This is a genomic window from Frankia sp. RB5 (assembly GCF_059816245.1).
The window spans coordinates 150,108-166,100 of sequence record NZ_JCBATA010000006.1; the positions used below are offsets into that span (position 1 = coordinate 150,108).

The 15,993-nt window shown below is 70.0% G+C and carries 14 protein-coding genes; 4 read left to right on the forward strand and 10 right to left on the reverse strand.

Features of this window, described 5'->3' with window-relative positions; translation table 11 throughout:
* Positions 1-207 precede the first annotated feature (207 nt).
* A complete protein-coding gene (locus AC6EXY_RS04960; protein ID WP_133150900.1) occupies positions 208-1,305 on the reverse strand; it encodes a beta-propeller fold lactonase family protein in 1,098 nt (365 codons plus the stop codon).
* Between the two features lie 870 nt (positions 1,306-2,175).
* Between AC6EXY_RS04960 and AC6EXY_RS04965 the strand changes: the two genes are divergently transcribed.
* Positions 2,176-2,508 carry a hypothetical protein gene (locus AC6EXY_RS04965; protein WP_101836075.1) on the forward strand — a complete coding sequence of 111 codons (333 nt, stop codon included), beginning with the start codon at positions 2,176-2,178 and terminating at the stop codon, positions 2,506-2,508.
* 364 nt (positions 2,509-2,872) lie between these two features.
* Here the strand turns inward: AC6EXY_RS04965 and AC6EXY_RS04970 are convergent, their stop codons facing one another.
* Positions 2,873-3,658 carry an SDR family oxidoreductase gene (locus tag AC6EXY_RS04970; protein WP_101836077.1) on the reverse strand — a complete coding sequence of 262 codons (786 nt, stop codon included), beginning with the start codon at positions 3,656-3,658 and terminating at the stop codon, positions 2,873-2,875.
* Complete coding sequence (locus AC6EXY_RS04975; protein ID WP_165818674.1) at positions 3,655-4,044, reverse strand: nuclear transport factor 2 family protein; 390 nt, start codon at positions 4,042-4,044, stop codon at positions 3,655-3,657. Before AC6EXY_RS04975 ends, AC6EXY_RS04970 begins: the two co-directional genes overlap by 4 nt.
* Before the next feature lie 154 nt (positions 4,045-4,198).
* Here AC6EXY_RS04975 and AC6EXY_RS04980 point away from each other — a divergent pair, with 154 nt between their 5' ends.
* Positions 4,199-5,029: a MerR family transcriptional regulator gene (locus AC6EXY_RS04980; RefSeq protein ID WP_101836099.1), complete on the forward strand. Its 831-nt coding sequence runs from the start codon at positions 4,199-4,201 to the stop codon at positions 5,027-5,029.
* Here AC6EXY_RS04980 and AC6EXY_RS04985 read toward each other — a convergent pair.
* From AC6EXY_RS04985 to AC6EXY_RS04995, 3 genes are all read right to left on the reverse strand, one after another.
* A complete protein-coding gene (locus AC6EXY_RS04985; RefSeq protein ID WP_423748173.1) occupies positions 4,933-5,142 on the reverse strand; it encodes a J domain-containing protein in 210 nt (69 codons plus the stop codon). The two genes, AC6EXY_RS04980 and AC6EXY_RS04985, sit on opposite strands and share 97 nt — an antisense overlap.
* A 63-nt stretch (positions 5,143-5,205) precedes the next feature.
* Complete coding sequence (locus AC6EXY_RS04990) at positions 5,206-7,548, reverse strand: heavy metal translocating P-type ATPase (RefSeq protein ID WP_101836101.1); 2,343 nt, start codon at positions 7,546-7,548, stop codon at positions 5,206-5,208.
* Between the two features lie 11 nt (positions 7,549-7,559).
* A complete protein-coding gene (locus AC6EXY_RS04995; RefSeq protein ID WP_101836082.1) occupies positions 7,560-8,546 on the reverse strand; it encodes a DUF8832 domain-containing protein in 987 nt (328 codons plus the stop codon).
* A 339-nt stretch (positions 8,547-8,885) separates the two neighbouring features.
* Between AC6EXY_RS04995 and AC6EXY_RS05000 the strand changes: the two genes are divergently transcribed.
* Positions 8,886-9,065, forward strand: a complete 180-nt coding sequence (locus AC6EXY_RS05000; protein ID WP_207770592.1) for a hypothetical protein — start codon at positions 8,886-8,888, stop codon at positions 9,063-9,065.
* A 53-nt stretch (positions 9,066-9,118) separates the two neighbouring features.
* Here the strand turns inward: AC6EXY_RS05000 and AC6EXY_RS05005 are convergent, their stop codons facing one another.
* Together AC6EXY_RS05005 and AC6EXY_RS05010 are read right to left on the reverse strand one after the other, a co-directional pair.
* Positions 9,119-11,647 (reverse strand): heavy metal translocating P-type ATPase, encoded by a 2,529-nt coding sequence (locus tag AC6EXY_RS05005; RefSeq protein WP_499818775.1) that lies wholly within the window; start codon positions 11,645-11,647, stop codon positions 9,119-9,121.
* A gap of 115 nt (positions 11,648-11,762) precedes the next feature.
* Positions 11,763-12,659: a helix-turn-helix domain-containing protein gene (locus tag AC6EXY_RS05010; protein ID WP_499818776.1), complete on the reverse strand. Its 897-nt coding sequence runs from the start codon at positions 12,657-12,659 to the stop codon at positions 11,763-11,765.
* Between the two features lie 348 nt (positions 12,660-13,007).
* Here AC6EXY_RS05010 and AC6EXY_RS05015 point away from each other — a divergent pair, with 348 nt between their 5' ends.
* The gene (locus AC6EXY_RS05015) at positions 13,008-13,625 is read left to right on the forward strand and encodes a hypothetical protein (protein WP_101836086.1); all 618 of its coding nucleotides are present in this window, start codon (positions 13,008-13,010) and stop codon (positions 13,623-13,625) included.
* Positions 13,626-13,876: 251 nt separating this feature from the next.
* Here the strand turns inward: AC6EXY_RS05015 and AC6EXY_RS05020 are convergent, their stop codons facing one another.
* Together AC6EXY_RS05020 and AC6EXY_RS05025 are read right to left on the reverse strand one after the other, a co-directional pair.
* Positions 13,877-14,998 carry a hypothetical protein gene (locus tag AC6EXY_RS05020; RefSeq protein ID WP_499818777.1) on the reverse strand — a complete coding sequence of 374 codons (1,122 nt, stop codon included), beginning with the start codon at positions 14,996-14,998 and terminating at the stop codon, positions 13,877-13,879.
* Positions 14,999-15,563: 565 nt separating this feature from the next.
* On the reverse strand, positions 15,564-15,800 hold the full coding sequence (locus tag AC6EXY_RS05025) for a beta propeller repeat protein (protein ID WP_101836090.1): 237 nt from the start codon (positions 15,798-15,800) through the stop codon (positions 15,564-15,566).
* Positions 15,801-15,993: the final 193 nt, after the last annotated feature.

Genomic DNA, 15,993 nt, shown 5'->3' on the forward strand with positions numbered 1-15,993 from the left:
ACGCGGAGTCGTCGGGTCGGCTCCGGTCGATCCGCGCATTCCAGGGCTGATCTGTGTCGACGGTGTCTGCCCTGCACGGTTGTATGGCTACCTGCCCTACAACGGTCCTGTCTCCAGCTCCGGTCACCGGCGGTGGTGGGGCGCCGCGCGGGCGTCCCACCACCGCCGGGTTGCGGTTGTCAGGGTGTGGCGGTCAGGGTGTGGCGGTCAGGGCTTGATGGCGACGACGCCGGGGAACTCGCCGGTGGTGATCGTGGCGAGCACCCTCTGGGTCGGGACGGAGAAGACGCGGACGTTGCCGGGGCCGGGGTGCCAGGTGCCGGACACCATCCGCTCGCTGGCCGCGATGCCGTCGGTGTTCACCGTGTTCGGGCCAGCCTCGGTGACGAAGGCCTTCTGACTGTCACGGGAGAAGCTCACCGTGAGGGCCATGCCGCTGGTCGGCAGGACCTTCGAGGTGTTGGTGGCCAGGTTGATCACGCCGACGCCACCGATGCCGAGGGTGACCCAGGCCTGTGTGCCGTCCGGGGTGATGGTGACGTACTCGGGCGCGCTCTTCTCGCCGTAGTTGATGGTCGCGACACGGGTGCCGGTGGCGAGCCGGGTGAGGGTCGCCGTCCCGTCGTAGTTGGAGGAGACCAGGGTCGTCCCGTCCGGAGTGATCGCCAGCCACTCGGGGAGGTAGCCGGTGGACAGCGTGCCGAGCTGGTGGCCGGCGGTGTCGAAGACGTAGACCTCGTTCACGCCGCCGACGTACAGCTTGCGGCCGTCCGGGCTGACGGTGACGGCGAACGCGTCCTTGACCGGCCAGGTGCGCACGATCGCGTTCGTCGTCGTGTCGATGACGTAGAGGGTGGTGTCCTGGCCCGTCTCGAACAGGCCCTGGTAACCGACCTCGTAGAGGTAACGACCATCCGGGCTCATCACACCCAGAACCCGACCATTGGTGTTGATGGTCGTCGTGACCTGCCTGGTACAGGCGTTCAGTACCTGGACGGCGCCGGCGCCCCAGTTGTCGATGTAGACAGACCTGCCGTCGCGGGACACGTAGCCGTTGGCCGCGCCGACGAAGCCGGGCACCGTTCCGGTGACCTTCAGCCGGTTGATGTCCAGCAGGTAGAGGTCGCCGCTGACCGTGGTGGAGTACCCGGTCGACGCCAGCGTGCTCGCCGGTGGGCAGCTGGTTGCGGTCTCCGCCGACGCCGATCCGGCGAGCAGTCCGGATGAGGTCCAGGTGAGGGCCAGTATGGCCGCCGCGGCAAACCGCCTGGTGAAGCTGCGCATGCTCAGTGTTTCTCCGATCATCTGCGCTGATGTGGCGCCGACCGACCGGGACAGGTCTCCGGGGATGAGGCCTTACCCGCCTCGCGGCGCAGTGCCCCCGGCGCGCCCGGGAGACGGATTCTCACGCTGCACGCACGGGGCAGAAACAATCCCGGAGGGCCACGTAGCGCTCAGTGTCGGGACTGCGTCAGGGAGAGTGTCACGGACATCCGTCTATCTGTCAATAAATAGGGACATTGTCGGCATCAGGGGGCCGAGCGGGCGGCGGCCATGGGGGCTGACCTGCGGAAATGGCGAGAAGGGTGATCGGGTGTGGTGGAGCTACCTCTCGGGCGGGTGCCACGGCCGCCGATCCGCGCGGATGGTTGGGCCAGTCCGGAGAAGTTTGTGGACGGACCATGGGTGATGTCGAGGTTGACGACCCGCGACTATTACCACCTGGTTGGGTTGGCGCAACCGGAGGCGTGTATCTGATGTTCCAGGTCATTAAATGACGTGAAACGCAGCAGAGCACCACCGGATGGTTCGTCGACGGTGCGTGCCAGGTGGCGGAGAAGCCGCCGTCGGCCCAGGTCACAGGCCCGAGCAGACTTCCGGCACCCCACAGTTGGCGTCGCCACGACTGGGCAGACTGGACATGTAGGTCGTACATCACGGGTGGTGGGGTTGGCCGATGTGTCCTGAACGCCTGTCTCCAGGTCGCGATCCGCCGGTGGCCTCGCGGATCGAGCTGCTCCACGAGTCGGAGCGGACCCGGGTGACTCGGCTGGTGTCCCCCGGTCAGAGCGTGATCCAGAAGGAGTTTCTGGGGCCGGGGGCTCAGCACCGGTTGCGGCATGAGAGAGAGAGAGAGAGAGATCCTCGAGCGGCTGTCCGGGGGTCGAGGGGGTCGTGCAGCTGGCGGCCGGGGTGCCCACCAGCCCTGCAGCGCTCCTCCTGGCCGATGTCGGCGGCACTGCGCTGGCCCGGCAGACCATTCCGCGCGATCCGACCGAACTGTTCGAGCTGGCCGAACTGCTCGCGCGGGCCGTGGCGGGGATACACCGCCGGGGAGTGATACATCGGGACATCAACCCGGCGAACATCGTGGTCGGCTCTGCCCAGCCCGACCCGTTTCTGATCGTGAAAACCCTGGTCGAAGTCGCCGACTCCGCGCTGTACCGGGCCAAAAGCGGCGGACGCAACCGCGTGGAGACGACGCATCCACACCCGACACCGCGATAGACGCTGCCAGTTACTGCCCGTGTCGGTCTCTCAACGTGGCGCGCAGCGAGTACTGCACCGGGACGGTTGACCGGCGAGGATCAGCCGCCATCGGCCGTCCTCCCCGAGCTGACCACCGGGGCGTTCGTCCGCGGCTTAGCCAGGCTGCCCGCCGGATCCGCTTACCCGGCAATTGCCAGGCGAGTGTCAAAGATCGTCGGGAACCCAGGCGACGTGTCGGTAGGCGTGATGCTGACTCACCGGGGTATTCGCCGAGCGAAATGTATCGGTGTGTCACCTCACGACCAGCCGGCCAGCGTCCCCTCCGCGACGGCCTGCCGATGCCTGTCACGAGACGGCAGGACGGCCGGCGGAACTGTCCCGCTCAGACCGTCGGGGTGGTTCCCCCGTCGATGACATACTCCGCGCCGTTGATGGACGCCGCCCGGTCGGAGACGAGGAAGGCGACCAGCTCGGCGACCTCGGCGGGCTGGGCCGGGCGGCCGATCGGGATGCCGCCCAAGGAGTCCATGAGCTGGCCGAGCGCGGCATCATGGTCGATGCCTGCGGCCTGCGCGAGCCGGTCGACGAGCGCCTCGGCGCTGGAGGTCCGGATGAAACCCGGCGCGACCGAGTTGACCCGTATCCCACGTGGGCCGACCTCGTTCGCGAGGCCCTTGCTGTAGGTGGTGAGCGCGGCCTTCGCTGCTGCATAGCCGAGCGTCGCGTCGTACAGCGGCATCCGACGCTGGATCGACGAGACGTGGACGACGGCGCCCCGACCTGCGTCGAGCATCGCGGGCAGTAGCGCCCGGTCGAGCCGGACGGCGGCGAGCAGGTTGAGATCCAGCTCCGCCTGCCAGTCGTCGTCGCTGAGCGCGGCGAAGCCGCCCGGCTTCGCGTGCGAGCCGCCAACGCAGTTGACCAGGATGTCCACCGCTCCTAGCCGTTTGCGCACCTCGTTGACAACTGCGTGTACCCCCTCCGGCATGGCGAGGTCGGCGATGACGATCCGGCTCGGGTCCTGATGCCCGCGGGGGACGGCGCGTGCCGTCGTGAGCACGGTGGCGCCGGCATCGGCGAGCCGCGCGACGATCGCGTCGCCGGCGCCCCGGGTCCCTCCGGTCACGAGCGCGCGCCTGCCGGCGAGCGAGTCGTCGATGACGGTCATCGCGGGTCCGTCTCGTCGAGGCTGATGATCATCCGGACGATCCGGTCTTCGCGGACCGTGAAGCGGAACGTGAGGATCAGCGGGTCCGGCAGCCCCGTCCGGTCGAACACGCCGTCGATCACCGCGCGCAGGACGATCTCCCCGTGGTGCTCGGACGCCGCGATGACCTTCATCGTCACCGACGCGCTGATGATCTCGCGGTCCAGCCAGCCGCCGATCTCCTCGGCACCCCGGAACTCGCGGCCGGCGTCGGTCACCGAACAGTCCGGCGCGAACGTCGCGAGGAGTGCGGCGCGGTCATGCGTGTTACTCGCCGCGACGTAACGCTCGACCGCGGCCGGCAGTGCCAGGCTGCCGGACGGCGCCACAGGAATGGGCGGGGCCACAGGTACCTCCTCGTACACCGCCAGCGGCGCCTCGACCGAGGCGCCCGTCCAGGCGCAGCGCCACCATCGGCCCTCCCCCCTGGGGAGGGTCAAACGGGCCCGGTCCTGTCTCACGACTTGCCCCTCCCCCCTGGGGAGAGTTCAGAGTGTGTTCATGCGCGCTGGCCTGACGATCGGCGAGTTCTCCCAGATCACCCACCTGAGTGTGAAGATGCTGCGCCGTTACCACGAGGTCGGGCTCCTGGAGCCCGACCGGGTCGACGAGTCGACCGGGTACCGCTACTACTCGACGGCTCAGGTGCCCAACGCGCAGGTCATCCACCGCTTCCGCGAACTCGACATGCCCGTCAGAGAGATCAAAGCGATCCTCGCGACCCCTGAACCCGAGGCCCGAAGCGCTCTGATCAGCGAGCACCTGCGGCGGCTCGAACGCCAGCTCGACACGACCCGCGCCGCGGTGACATCGCTGCGGCGGCTTCTCGGACCCGCGTCGCCGCCGCTCCAGGTGGAGCTACGAACATCGGCGGCCCAGTCGACGGCCGCGGTCCAGGCGATGGTGGACCAGGAGGAGATCCTGCGCTGGTACGACGGCGCGATGACCGAACTCGACGCGGCGTTGGCCGACGCCTGCCTCAGCCAGTCGGGCCCGCCCGGTGGGCTTTACGACAACGCCCTGTTCACCCACGAGCGGGGAAGCGCCACCGTCTACGTGCCAGTCACCGCAACCGCGCCGGCCATCGGGCGAGTACGGCCCTTCGTCGTACCGGCCGCCGAACTCGCCGTCACCGTGCATCACGGGCCGCACGACGACATCGACGTCACCTACGGCGCCCTCGGCACCTACGTCGCGGAGCACGCTCTCGCCGTCGCCGGCCCAGTCCGCGAAACCTACCTCGTCGGCCCACCCGACACCGCCGACGAGTCCGCCTGGCGCACCGAGATCGGCTGGCCGGTCTTCCGCACAGGCATCCGGGTGTCCGGGTGATGGCGGCGTATCAGCGTGCGGTAGGCGCGCGTGATCTGGCTGGCCGAGGCCGAGGGGTCGACCCCGAGCACCAGGTAGAAATCTTGGTCGGTGGTCATGCGCGCGTTTCTCATCTGACCCGATCGGAGGCCGGCCTGGGACCCCTTCCATGAACCACCGGCCGCGAGGCAGCGCCGTCATCGAACAACCTCAGCCGATGCCGTTTCAGCTTCTTCGCGGGACCGGGGTACGGGAGCCGCTGTCGTGGCTGGCGGGTCGTCGACCTGTGCGGCGAACCGCCGCAGCCGCAGGCTGTTGGCGACGACGAACACCGAGCTGAATGCCATGGACGCGCCCGCGATCATCGGGTTCAGCAGGCCCGCCGCGGCCAGGGGCAGCGCCGCGAGGTTGTAGGCGAACGCCCAGAACAGATTTCCCCTGATCGTCGCCAGGGTTCGGCGGGACAGCCGGATGGCGTCGACCGCGGTGCGTAGGTCGCCGCGTACCAGGGTGAGGTCGCTGGCTTCGATCGCGACGTCGGTGCCGGTGCCCATGGCCAGTCCGAGGTCGGCCTGCGCGAGCGCGGGGGCGTCGTTGACGCCGTCGCCTACCATCGCGACGACTCTGCCCTCGGTTTGCAGCCGCTTGACCACGTCGACCTTGTCGGCGGGCAGCACCTGCGCGATGACGGTGTCCGGGCTGGCTTCGATGCCGACTTCCGCGGCGACGGCGCGGGCCACCGTCGTGTTGTCGCCGGTAAGCAACACCGGAGTCAGCCCCAGCCGGCGTAGCTGGGCGACGGCTCGTGCCGAGGTCGGCTTCACGACGTCCGCGACGACGAGCACGGCGCGGGCTTGGCCGTCCCAGGCGACGGCGACGGCGGTGCGGCCACCCGCCTCGGCGGTGGCCTTGGCGGTGACGAGCTCTGGCGGCAGGGGCTGGCTCCAGTCCGCCAGGAGCGTTGAGCGCCCGACGAGTACGGCATGCCCGTCGACGACCCCGTGGACTCCGAGTCCTTCGACGTTGCTGAACTGTTCGACGTCGGGCAGGTCGCCGACCCGGTCGCGGGCCCCGCGCGCGATCGCGGCGGCGATCGGGTGCTCGGAGGCGTTCTCCAGTGCGCCGGCCAGGCGCAGCACCTCGGTTTCGTCGACGCCGGCGGCGACGTGGACCTCGACGAGGCTCATCTGGCCGGTCGTGACCGTGCCGGTCTTGTCGAGCACGATCGTGTCGACCCGGCGGGTGGACTCCAGTACCTCGGGGCCCTTGATCAGAATGCCGAGCTGTGCGCCCCGCCCCGTGCCGACCAGCAGCGCGGTAGGCGTGGCCAGCCCGAGTGCGCATGGGCAGGCGATGATCAGGACGGCGACCGCGGCGGTGAACGCCGCTGCCGCGCCGGCCCCCGCCCCGAGCCAGAACGCCAGGGTGGCGGCGGCCAGGGCGATGACGACCGGCACGAACACGCCGGAGATCCGGTCGGCGAGCCGCTGCGCGGCGGCCTTGCCGTTCTGGGCGTCCTCGACGAGCTTCGCCATCTGAGCCAGCTGTGTGTCGGCGCCGACCCGGGTGGCGCGCACGATCAACCGCCCACCGGCGTTCACCGTCGAGCCGGTCACCGCGTCGCCTGGTTCCACCTCGACCGGAACGGACTCGCCGGTCAGCATGGAGGCGTCGACGGCGGACGCGCCTTCTTCGACCGCGCCGTCGGTGGCTATCCGCTCGCCCGGCCGGACGACGAACCGGTCACCGACGGCTAGCTGGCCGATCGGGATCCGCGTCTCGGTACCGTCGCGCAGGACCGTGACGTCCTTGGCACCGAGTTCGAGCAGTGCCCGCAGCGCCGCGCCGGCCCGCCGCTTCGCGCGCGCCTCGAAGTAGCGGCCGGCGAGGATGAACGTGGTGACCCCGGCGGCGACCTCCAGGTAGATGTTGCCCGTCCCGTCGCCGCGAGCGATGGTCAGCTCGAACGGGTGCACCATCCCCGGCTCCCCGGCGGTGCCGAACTGCAACGCGTACAGCGACCACACGAAGGCGGCGCTGACACCGATCGAGATCAAGGTGTCCATCGTTGCCGCCCCATGCCGAAGATTGGTCCAGGCAGCCCGGTGGAACGGCCAGGCGGCCCAGGTCACGACGGGACTTGCGAGCGCAAGAGAGAACCACTGCCAGTTCGTGAACTGCAGCGCCGGGACCATCGCCATCGCGATCACCGGAACCGCCAGCACCGCGCTCGCCACCAGGCGCTGACGCAGCGGGCGGGTCGAGTCCGACTCGGTGTCGGGTTCGCCGGCCGCCGGTTCGGCCGCCTGGGGTCGGGGCAGTTCGGCGGTGTAGCCGGCCGCCTCGACCTGGGCCACCAGCACGGCTGGGTCGACGCCGCCCGGGGCGCTCACCCGGGCCTTCTCGGTGGCGTAGTTGACCGTGGCGGTGACGCCATCGATCTTGTTGAGCTTGCGCTCGATCCGGTTCGCGCAGGACGCGCAGGTCATCCCGCCGATCGCGAGTTCGATCTCGGTCACCGCGGCGTCGGACGCATTCATCGTCGTGATACTCATGGCCGCCAGCCCTCCTCTCGCGATCCGTGACCGTGGTCGGTGTTGTCGTGCCCTGTCGGCGGCGGTGCGGCGGTGGCGTCCCGCACGGCCGGTCCGGTGGGCACGGTGAACTCGGCGGTGCGGACGATCCCGCCATGCTGGAAGTCCAGGAACAGCCAATAGCTGCCCGCGCTGGGCACCTCGGCGACGAACTGGACGTCCGGGCCGGGTGACGAGTGCTCGTCACCCGGCCCGCCCTCGGGGTGCACGTGCAGGTAGGCCAGGTCTCCCTCGCGCAGCGCGACCAGGTGACCATAGGCGCCGAGGTAGGGCTCCAGATCCGTCACCGGCCGCCCGTCCCGCCGGACCGTCACGGTGAGCGAAGTGGCCTGCCCGCCGGTCAGGTCGCCGGTGAGCGTCACCTCGTAGCCGTCCACCGTTGCGACGCGCGTCGGCGCGTGGATGACCGGCTCGAACAGGCCGGGGGCGGTCAGGTCGACCCCCAGCGTGGTAGCCGCTCCGCCTGTGGGGGTGAAGTCCGCGAACGCCCGATAGGAGCCGGCGGCGGGCACGGTGAGCGGGACCACCCACGTCCCCTCGGGCGTCATGTCCGGATGCACATGCTGGAACCCGGTGCCGTCGCGGCGCACCACGATCAGGTGCATCCGCTTGTCGTGTTCGACGTCGAACGCCGTGGCAGGAGCTCCGTTCGGCCCGAGAATCCGGAAGGCGAAGTCCTCGCGGAGCCCAGGCGTCAGGCGCGAGTCGGTGGGCGTGAAGGTGTAGCCGCCGGCACTCGACGCCAGCCCGCCCGGCTGGTCCGATGCCGCGGCCTGGGCGGTGCCGCCGTGGCCGTCATCGTGCCCAGCGTCCCTCGCCTCGGCCGTGCCGACGCCTGCGTCGACCGTGGTCACGGGGCCGACGGCCATACCGACGCCGTAAGCCCCGGCGACGACCAGGGCGAGCGCCGCGCCGAAAGCGGTCAGTCTTACAGCGGTGTTCATCCCGCACCTGCTCCTTCGGGTACCTGGGCCGTCGCCTCGTGCACTCCACGAGGCATGGGGCCAGATCGGGCTCGAGGACCTCGCCCACCTCTCCAGGTATACCCCAGGGGGGTACCCGTTGGGGAGTCGTGCGCCCGGTCGCCCGGGCGCGGCAGGGCTCCGAGAAGTCGGGGCGCCGAGATGGAAGGCTCATGCAGACGAGACGCTGTCGCCGATTCCCTGACGCGGCGTTCGCGGTTTCGAACCCAGAGCAACGAAAATCACCCTAGGTCATCACTCGGAGCGGGATTCCGGACCTCAGTCGTTGTGAGGTGCGGTGCCCGGCGTCAGTGAAGGACGGTGAGACGCGACCTCGGAGGCCAGTGGGCGATGATCGCCAGCGGCGCCATCTCCACGCTCGCCGGGATCTCCTTCCTCCTGCAGGCCGCTACCTCTCACCCTTCGCTGCGCAACCTGGCCGGCTACGCCCTGCTCGGCGGCATCTTCTTCCTCGTTTCTGCGCTGCGCCTCGGACGGTGAAAAGCCGGCTGTGACGAGGGCGTCGTAGGTGGCGCGGTGGCGCCGGTGTTCAGTCATGGCACGGGGGGTGCGGTGGGCCCCGCTTCGGTGGCCGGTTGCGGGTCCGCCATGGTGGTCAACGAGCGGGGTAGCCGTAGCCCCTTGAGAAGGAGGGCGTTGACGGCGACGAGGAAGCTGGATCCGGACATCGACAGGGCCGCGATCTCGGGTCGCAGGACCAGGCCGGTGGCGGGTTCGAAGACGCCGGCGGCGATGGGCAGGGCGATGGCGTTGTAGCCGACGGCCCAGCCGAGGTTCTGGCGCATCTTGCGCAGGGTGCCGCGGCCGATCAGCAGGGCGGCGGGGACGTCGATCGGGTCAGAACGCATGAGGACGACGTCGGCGGTCTCGATCGCGACGTCGGTGCCGGCGCCGATCGCGATGCCGAGGTCGGCCTGGGCGAGGGCGGGGGCGTCGTTGACACCGTCGCCGACCATCGCGACCCGCCGGCCGGCGCGTTGCAGCTCCGCGACCCTGGCGGCCTTGTCTCCGGGCAGCACCTCGGCGATGACGGTCCTGATGCCAAGCTCCTGCGCGATCCGCGAGGCGGTGGCCTGGTTGTCGCCGCTGAGCATCACGACCTCGACGCCGGCCTCGAGCAGGGAGGCCACCGCCGCCGCCGAGGTGGGGCGCGGGGTGTCGGCGAGGCCGATCACGGCTGCCGGCCGCGTGTCGACCGCGACGAGCACGGCTGTCTGCCCGCCGGCCGCCAGCGCGGCGGCCCGCTCGGCGAGGTCGCCCAGCTCGACTCCTTCGGCCGCCATCAGCCGTGGGGTGCCGACGGCGACCCGGTGCCCGTCGACGGTCGCGACCGCGCCCTGCCCTGGAACGTTGACGAACCCATCCGCGGTGGCCGTAGGGCGGCCGCGGTCATCCGCATATCTGACCACCGCGGCCGCGAGCGGATGCTCGGACTCCCGCTCCACCGACGCGACCAGCCGCAACGTCTCGCCCTCGTCGACACCGTCCGCGACCAGAACGGCGGTCACGGCGGGTTCGCCTCTGGTCAGGGTGCCGGTCTTGTCCATGACGACCGTGGTGATCCGGGCGGAGGTCTCCAGCGCGCCCGCGTTCTTGAACAGGATCCCCCGCCGGGCGCCGAGGCCGGTGCCCACCATGATCGCGGTCGGGGTGGCCAGGCCGAGGGCGTCCGGGCAGGTGATGACGACGACCGTGATCGCGAACAGGATCGCCTCCCGCCCGGGCCGGTCGGTGGCCAACAGCCAGACCAGCAGCGTGGCGAGCCCACCGGCCAGCGCCACGAGCACCAGCCAGAAGGCGGCCAGGTCGGCCAGGCGCTGGCCCGGCGCCTTGCTGTTCTGCGCCTCCTGCACGAGCGCGACGATCTGCGCCAGGGCGGTGTCGGCGCCGACCTTGATGGCGCGTACCCGCAGTGTGCCGGTCGCGTTGAGGGTCGCCCCGATCACCTGCGTGTCGGGCTGCTTGTGGACGGGAAGGCTCTCGCCGGTGACCATCGACTCGTCGACGTCCGACTCGCCGGACTCGACCACGCCATCCACGGCGATCTTCCCACCCGGACGGACGAGCAACAGGTCGCCGACGACGACCTCGGAGGTCGAGATCTCGACGGTCGCCCCGTCCCGCACGACCAGCGCCTTCTCGGGCGCCAGCTCAAGCAGGGAACGGATCGCGTCGTTCGCGCCGCCACGAGCGCGCATCTCGAACCAGTGTCCCAGCAGCACGAACGCCGCCAGAACGCTGGCCGCCTCGTAGAAGACGTCCCCGCCGCCGGTCAACGTGACGACGGCCGAGTAGGCCCAGCCGGTGCCGATCGCGACCGCGACCGCGACCGCGACCGCGACCATCATGTCCAGCGTGCGGGCGCGCACCGCCCGCACCGCGCCATCGAAGAAGATCCACGACGCCCAGAACACCACCGGCAGACTCAGCACCAGCTGGAACACGTCGTCACGTAGCCCGAACGGCGCCGCCACGTGAAACCCGAGCACGTCGCGCCCGATCGTCGACCACAGCAGGATCGGCACCGAGAACACCGCCGCGACCAGGAACCGGTTGCGCATGTCGGCGACCATCGCCGCCATCGACATCCCACCGTGCCCGCCGTGGCCGCCGTGGCCCATCGCCTCATGCGGCGACGCGACCCGCTCCCCCCGCTGCGCGTGCCCACCGTGCGCCGTGGCCATCTCGACCCCGGCCTGGCCGCCGGCGTGCCTGAGGTTGTCCTCATGGCGGTCCGGCGCCGCCGGATGCTGCTCCCGTGGCACGGGCTCGGCCAGCGGGTCGCAGACGTGGCGCGGCACCGACTGTCCCGCGCAGTGGTACCCGCAGTCACGGACCCAGCTGGCGAGCTCCGACGCCGACGTCAGCCTCGGGTCGAACCGCACAAGCACGGTCTGCGCCGTCGGGTTCGCCGCGACCTCGACGACACCCGGCCGTCGACCGAGCACGGCCTCCACCCGGGCCTGCTCGGTGGCCCACCGCATCCCGGCGACCTCCAGCACGGCACACGTGACGGCGGGCGGGGCGGGGACGACACTGAACCGCCCCGCGCGCTGATCCACTGACCCACGGGCCGCACCGCGACGGAGCCGCCAGCTCGGGGGCTGGCGGCTTCGTCGCGCCATGCACGGCTATGTCCATGCTGGTCGGGCGCGGCGAACGCTCGCTCCAATCCGGCTACTGGGCGCCGCAGATTTCCCGGACAAACTCGAGTTTCTCCTGGAGTACGTAGCCTGCCGGTCCTCCGACGCCGAGAGTCCCGTAGTAGCGATACCGCACCTCCGGGACAGACGCATCGAAGGACCGGTAGAAATCCTGGCCCTCCGCCGCAGTCGCGAATGGCATCTTCTTCTCGTTTACCATGTCCGCGTGCCGGGTCACTCGATACTGCCAGACGGAGCAGGCCGGTCGCGCCGGGACAGCCGCCGATCCTGCTCCCCAGGTCGCGGTCGGACTCGGCGTTCCCGGTACCGTCCCGCCTGTAGCGACGGTCGGCCTGGCTTCGGCCTTCGGGGCATTTCCGGTGAGGTAGCCGGCAAGAACCAGGCCTCCGACCCCGAGGACACAGACCGCAGAACCCAGAAGCCAGCGCGGCCACCGCATTGGCCCACCGCGATTACTCGGTGGCTCCTCAGCGCCCCTCGTCGCCCCAGGTCGTCCCACGTCGGCGCCCGCTGCCTTCCCACCCGGAAGGTCCGGCGCCAGCACTTCAACGCCAGTATCCATCAGTGTCGCAGGCGCGGGCGCAGTCACAGTCGCGTCGCTCTCGCCGAGCGGGTCTCCGGCGTCGACCGGACGGCCGTCCTCGGCCGAAGGGCTCCCTGCCGAGAACACCTCGATGCCGGCCGCGCATGCCTGTTGCCACAGCCGCCGTATCCGAGCTCGTTCCTCCGGCACTACCTGCCCGAGATCGAATATTTTGTCGAGCTGCTGCGACGAGATCTTCGCCCTTCCGCCGAGATACCGATTCGCCTGCGCTGGACTGACATGCAGCCGGCCGGCGAGCTGCCGCTGGGTCATCCCGGTCGAGCCGACGATCCGGCGGACCTCCGTCACGAACGACTGGACCGACACAGGCAGGTCCGGCGGAAGTTCCCGAGTCGCCCCCCGACGTCCACTCAACGTTTCAGCCGTCCCTTCTTTTGTCTCTTTCCGCAGGTCAGAGGCCTGGGATAAGCGCGATCGTTTCGTCTTGACTGAGCGCCCTTGCGAACGCGAGGTGCCGTGCCAACGATGGTCCCAGGTCGAGGTACCGAGCCTTCGAGGGGCTCTGGCGGGGGGCCTCAGCGCACCCGAAGAGGGTTGTCCGACAGGCCGCCCGCCCGTAGCCGCTATCCTCCGCCTGCCTGCACGGCCAGCCACTCACTCGCTGGAACAAGAACCAGGAGAACGATGATTCGTCGATGGTTGACGCTGCTATTCATGACCGCCATCGCGATTGCGCTGGGAGTCGCATCTGATGCGGTACCGGCAATCGCCGGAAACGGATCCGTCGACTACACGCACTCGACCACCCTGAAGAAGGACAGCTGCCCGGTCTACGAGAACTTCCCGAAGAACGGAGTTCCAGCAAGGTCCTGGACCAAGGCGCGACGCTCGCCAAACGGAACGACATATCACGTCGGCGTGCGCTATACCTACAAGGGCTACGCACTAATTCTCGACTACGCCGCACACGGCGATCCGTCCTGGGGATTCATCAGCCGGGACTGCCTGCGCGATCCACGCGCCTACGACGCACAGCAGCACCCCCTCCCCGACCTCAAGGCGATCGGCGGGAAAAGCCAGACCAAGGCGGTACCAGTCAGTGCCGACCACGCGGGCAAGAAGAAAGGAGCACTCATCCACCCCACCTCGGTCGGAACTCTGCGCAGCGCTCCCCGCTCCTTCGTGATCGGAAACGTGCGGCCCGGCGACCCCTTCTACATCACCACGGCCCACTGCGGGCACCACACCGCTCAGACGTGGATCCTTGGGTACGCACCGAAGTCCGGCCGCTGGGGATATGTCGAGGCGCTCCACCTGCCCGCCTGCCAATAGCCTGACAGCGCGGCCATGAACAGCGCCTGGCAGAGCCCACCGAGCCGCGGGCCGCGCACAAGCACAGGAGGGGGTGTCCGACGCGTCGGACACCCCCTCCCCATAGCCACCGCCATCCTCCCGCGCACATCCCACTCGGCCCGCTCTGACCACCGCGACCCACCGCAGCCAGACCGCACTCACACGCCCACCAGATCAGCCAGGCGCGCGGCTAACCGAACAGAGTGTGATCGCGAAGACCCGTACGCGGCCTAGAATCCACAGATCATCATGACAGCCCCACAGTACGTGGCCTTTGTGATCTTCCAGCCCGACGGGGTACGGACCGCCTCACCGCCGAAGATCCTCGTGGTCCCGGATGGCCCGGCCGGAGATATCCCCAGCCGGGGATCATTGAAGGTCAGGGACACCTGGATGTCGACGCGGTCGGCGGCTCGGGGCGCGGTGGCGAGAAGCCCGACCGTCGCCGTTCTCGCGAAGCCCGGGTGGGCGGTGGCGAACGACGTCCTGGCCGCGACGAGGGCGGACGTGTCGGTGGCGTCGACGGCGCTGACGGCCTCAGCCGCGGGAACACCGGCCCGCAGCGCCCGGCTCGCCGCGGCCTGGATCGCCGCGTCGAGATCCGGGGTCGCTGGCGGCGGCGCGCTGGCGACGACCAGCGCGTCGGCGACCTGGCGGACCTCATCGAACGTGATCGGCGTACCACCGTCCACGGCGAGCACCAGGCCGTCACGCTCGATCCAGGTGAAGCCGAACTCCCTCTTGGCGGCATTGCCTCGCTGGAGGGCCGGATGACCGCGCACGGTCGTACGGAAGTAGGAGTCGACGCTGGAGCCACTGGCGCGGACACGCTCCGCCATGTCGTCGAAAGTCCCGGTCGACCCCCACTCGGCGCGCACGGACACGAATCCGACCGGCCCGTCAATCGTCGAGAAGTCGGCCCGGTACGAACGGATGCCGGCCCGACTATCCCGTATGTCGGTTCCGGTGCCTACCGAGGTGCCCCTGGGCGTCAGCCCGCTGGGCAGCCACGGGATGGTGACGCCACCGATCACCGGTCCGGATACGTCCGGAGCCGAGGTCAGCGGCACGGCGATGGGCACGCCGGCGGGACGGGCAGAGGCCGGCGCCGATCTCGCCCCGGCGGTCGCGACGCCGTCGCCGCCGCCGGGGCGCAGGAGCAGGCCCGCTGGGACCAGAAGGGCCAGGATCATGAGGGTGGCCGCACCGGTGGTGAACCGGGCGCGCCGCCGTCGCCGGACACGCTCGCGGGTGGCGTCGGCCAGCCCGCTTCCGGCGGTGATTCCAGCAGTGATCGCGCGCAGTTCGTGGGCGACGGCCTGTTCAAAGGGTGAGGTGGGGGGCGTCGTCACCGGATGCTCCTGGTCTCGGGCGCCGGGCGATCGTCGCCGACGGCGGTCGCCCGGCTGTGGGAGGGGGTCGCGGCTCCGTCGCAAGCCGAGCGGCTGCCGTCGGTGTCGGCCGTGGCGCTGCTCGGTCGCAGAGACAGATGGATGCTCTCCCGCAGCCGGGCGAGGCCGCGCGACGCGTGGCTCTTCACCGAGCCGACCGAGCAGCCGAGTGCCGCAACCCTGGCTACCTTCCCGCTCAGGCACTCTCGCCTCCGATCCGTCGACGGCGCACGAGGGGCGCCGTTCCCGTTCGGCGTCCTGAACGCCCACGGAGTCCCGCGAGGTTGAGTCCCGGACGAAACCGGCTCGGCTCGTGCCTGAATCGGGCATCCCAGGGCACATCATTCCTACGTCATGGCTACGAGCCGCAGGCTGCAGCGAGTAGTCGAAGGCCGTCGCGGCGGGCGGGCGTCCGTACCTGCCGTGCCCCGGTCGGATACCGGTCGACGTCAGGCGAATAGGGCCGAGGCGGTGTGAAGCCCGCCCAGACGGCCAGTCCCAACGCCACCGGGGCTGGCCCGCCGATCTATCGGATGGACCGGGACCGTCCGCTGCTCGGTCCGCCGCAGCTCCTCGCCGAGTGGTCGTCGGGGTCGATCGGTAGCTCTCGGAAGGTGTGCCCTCCATCGTCGGAGCGCAGCAGGGCCCCGACCTCGACGCTCACGAACAGCGAACCCGGGTCGTCGATGCGGATGTCCTTGACGTGGGGAAGGTGCGGCGGCGCCGGGAAGAACCACCGCGGCGCGGTCGGCATCTTGGTCATGGCCAGGCACTCCCTCCACGCGGCGGTGAGTTAGGTACTACACCCCAATCAAGATCGATTTTTCTCTCACCTGCGAAAAGGCTTGGAAGAGACCAAGATCGATGGAAACTCGGGCTAGGGGAAGCGCGCGTAGGGGATGGCGGCAGCTTCGCGTGGCGTCATGCATCAGGCGCGGCCACGCCAGTCGGCATGG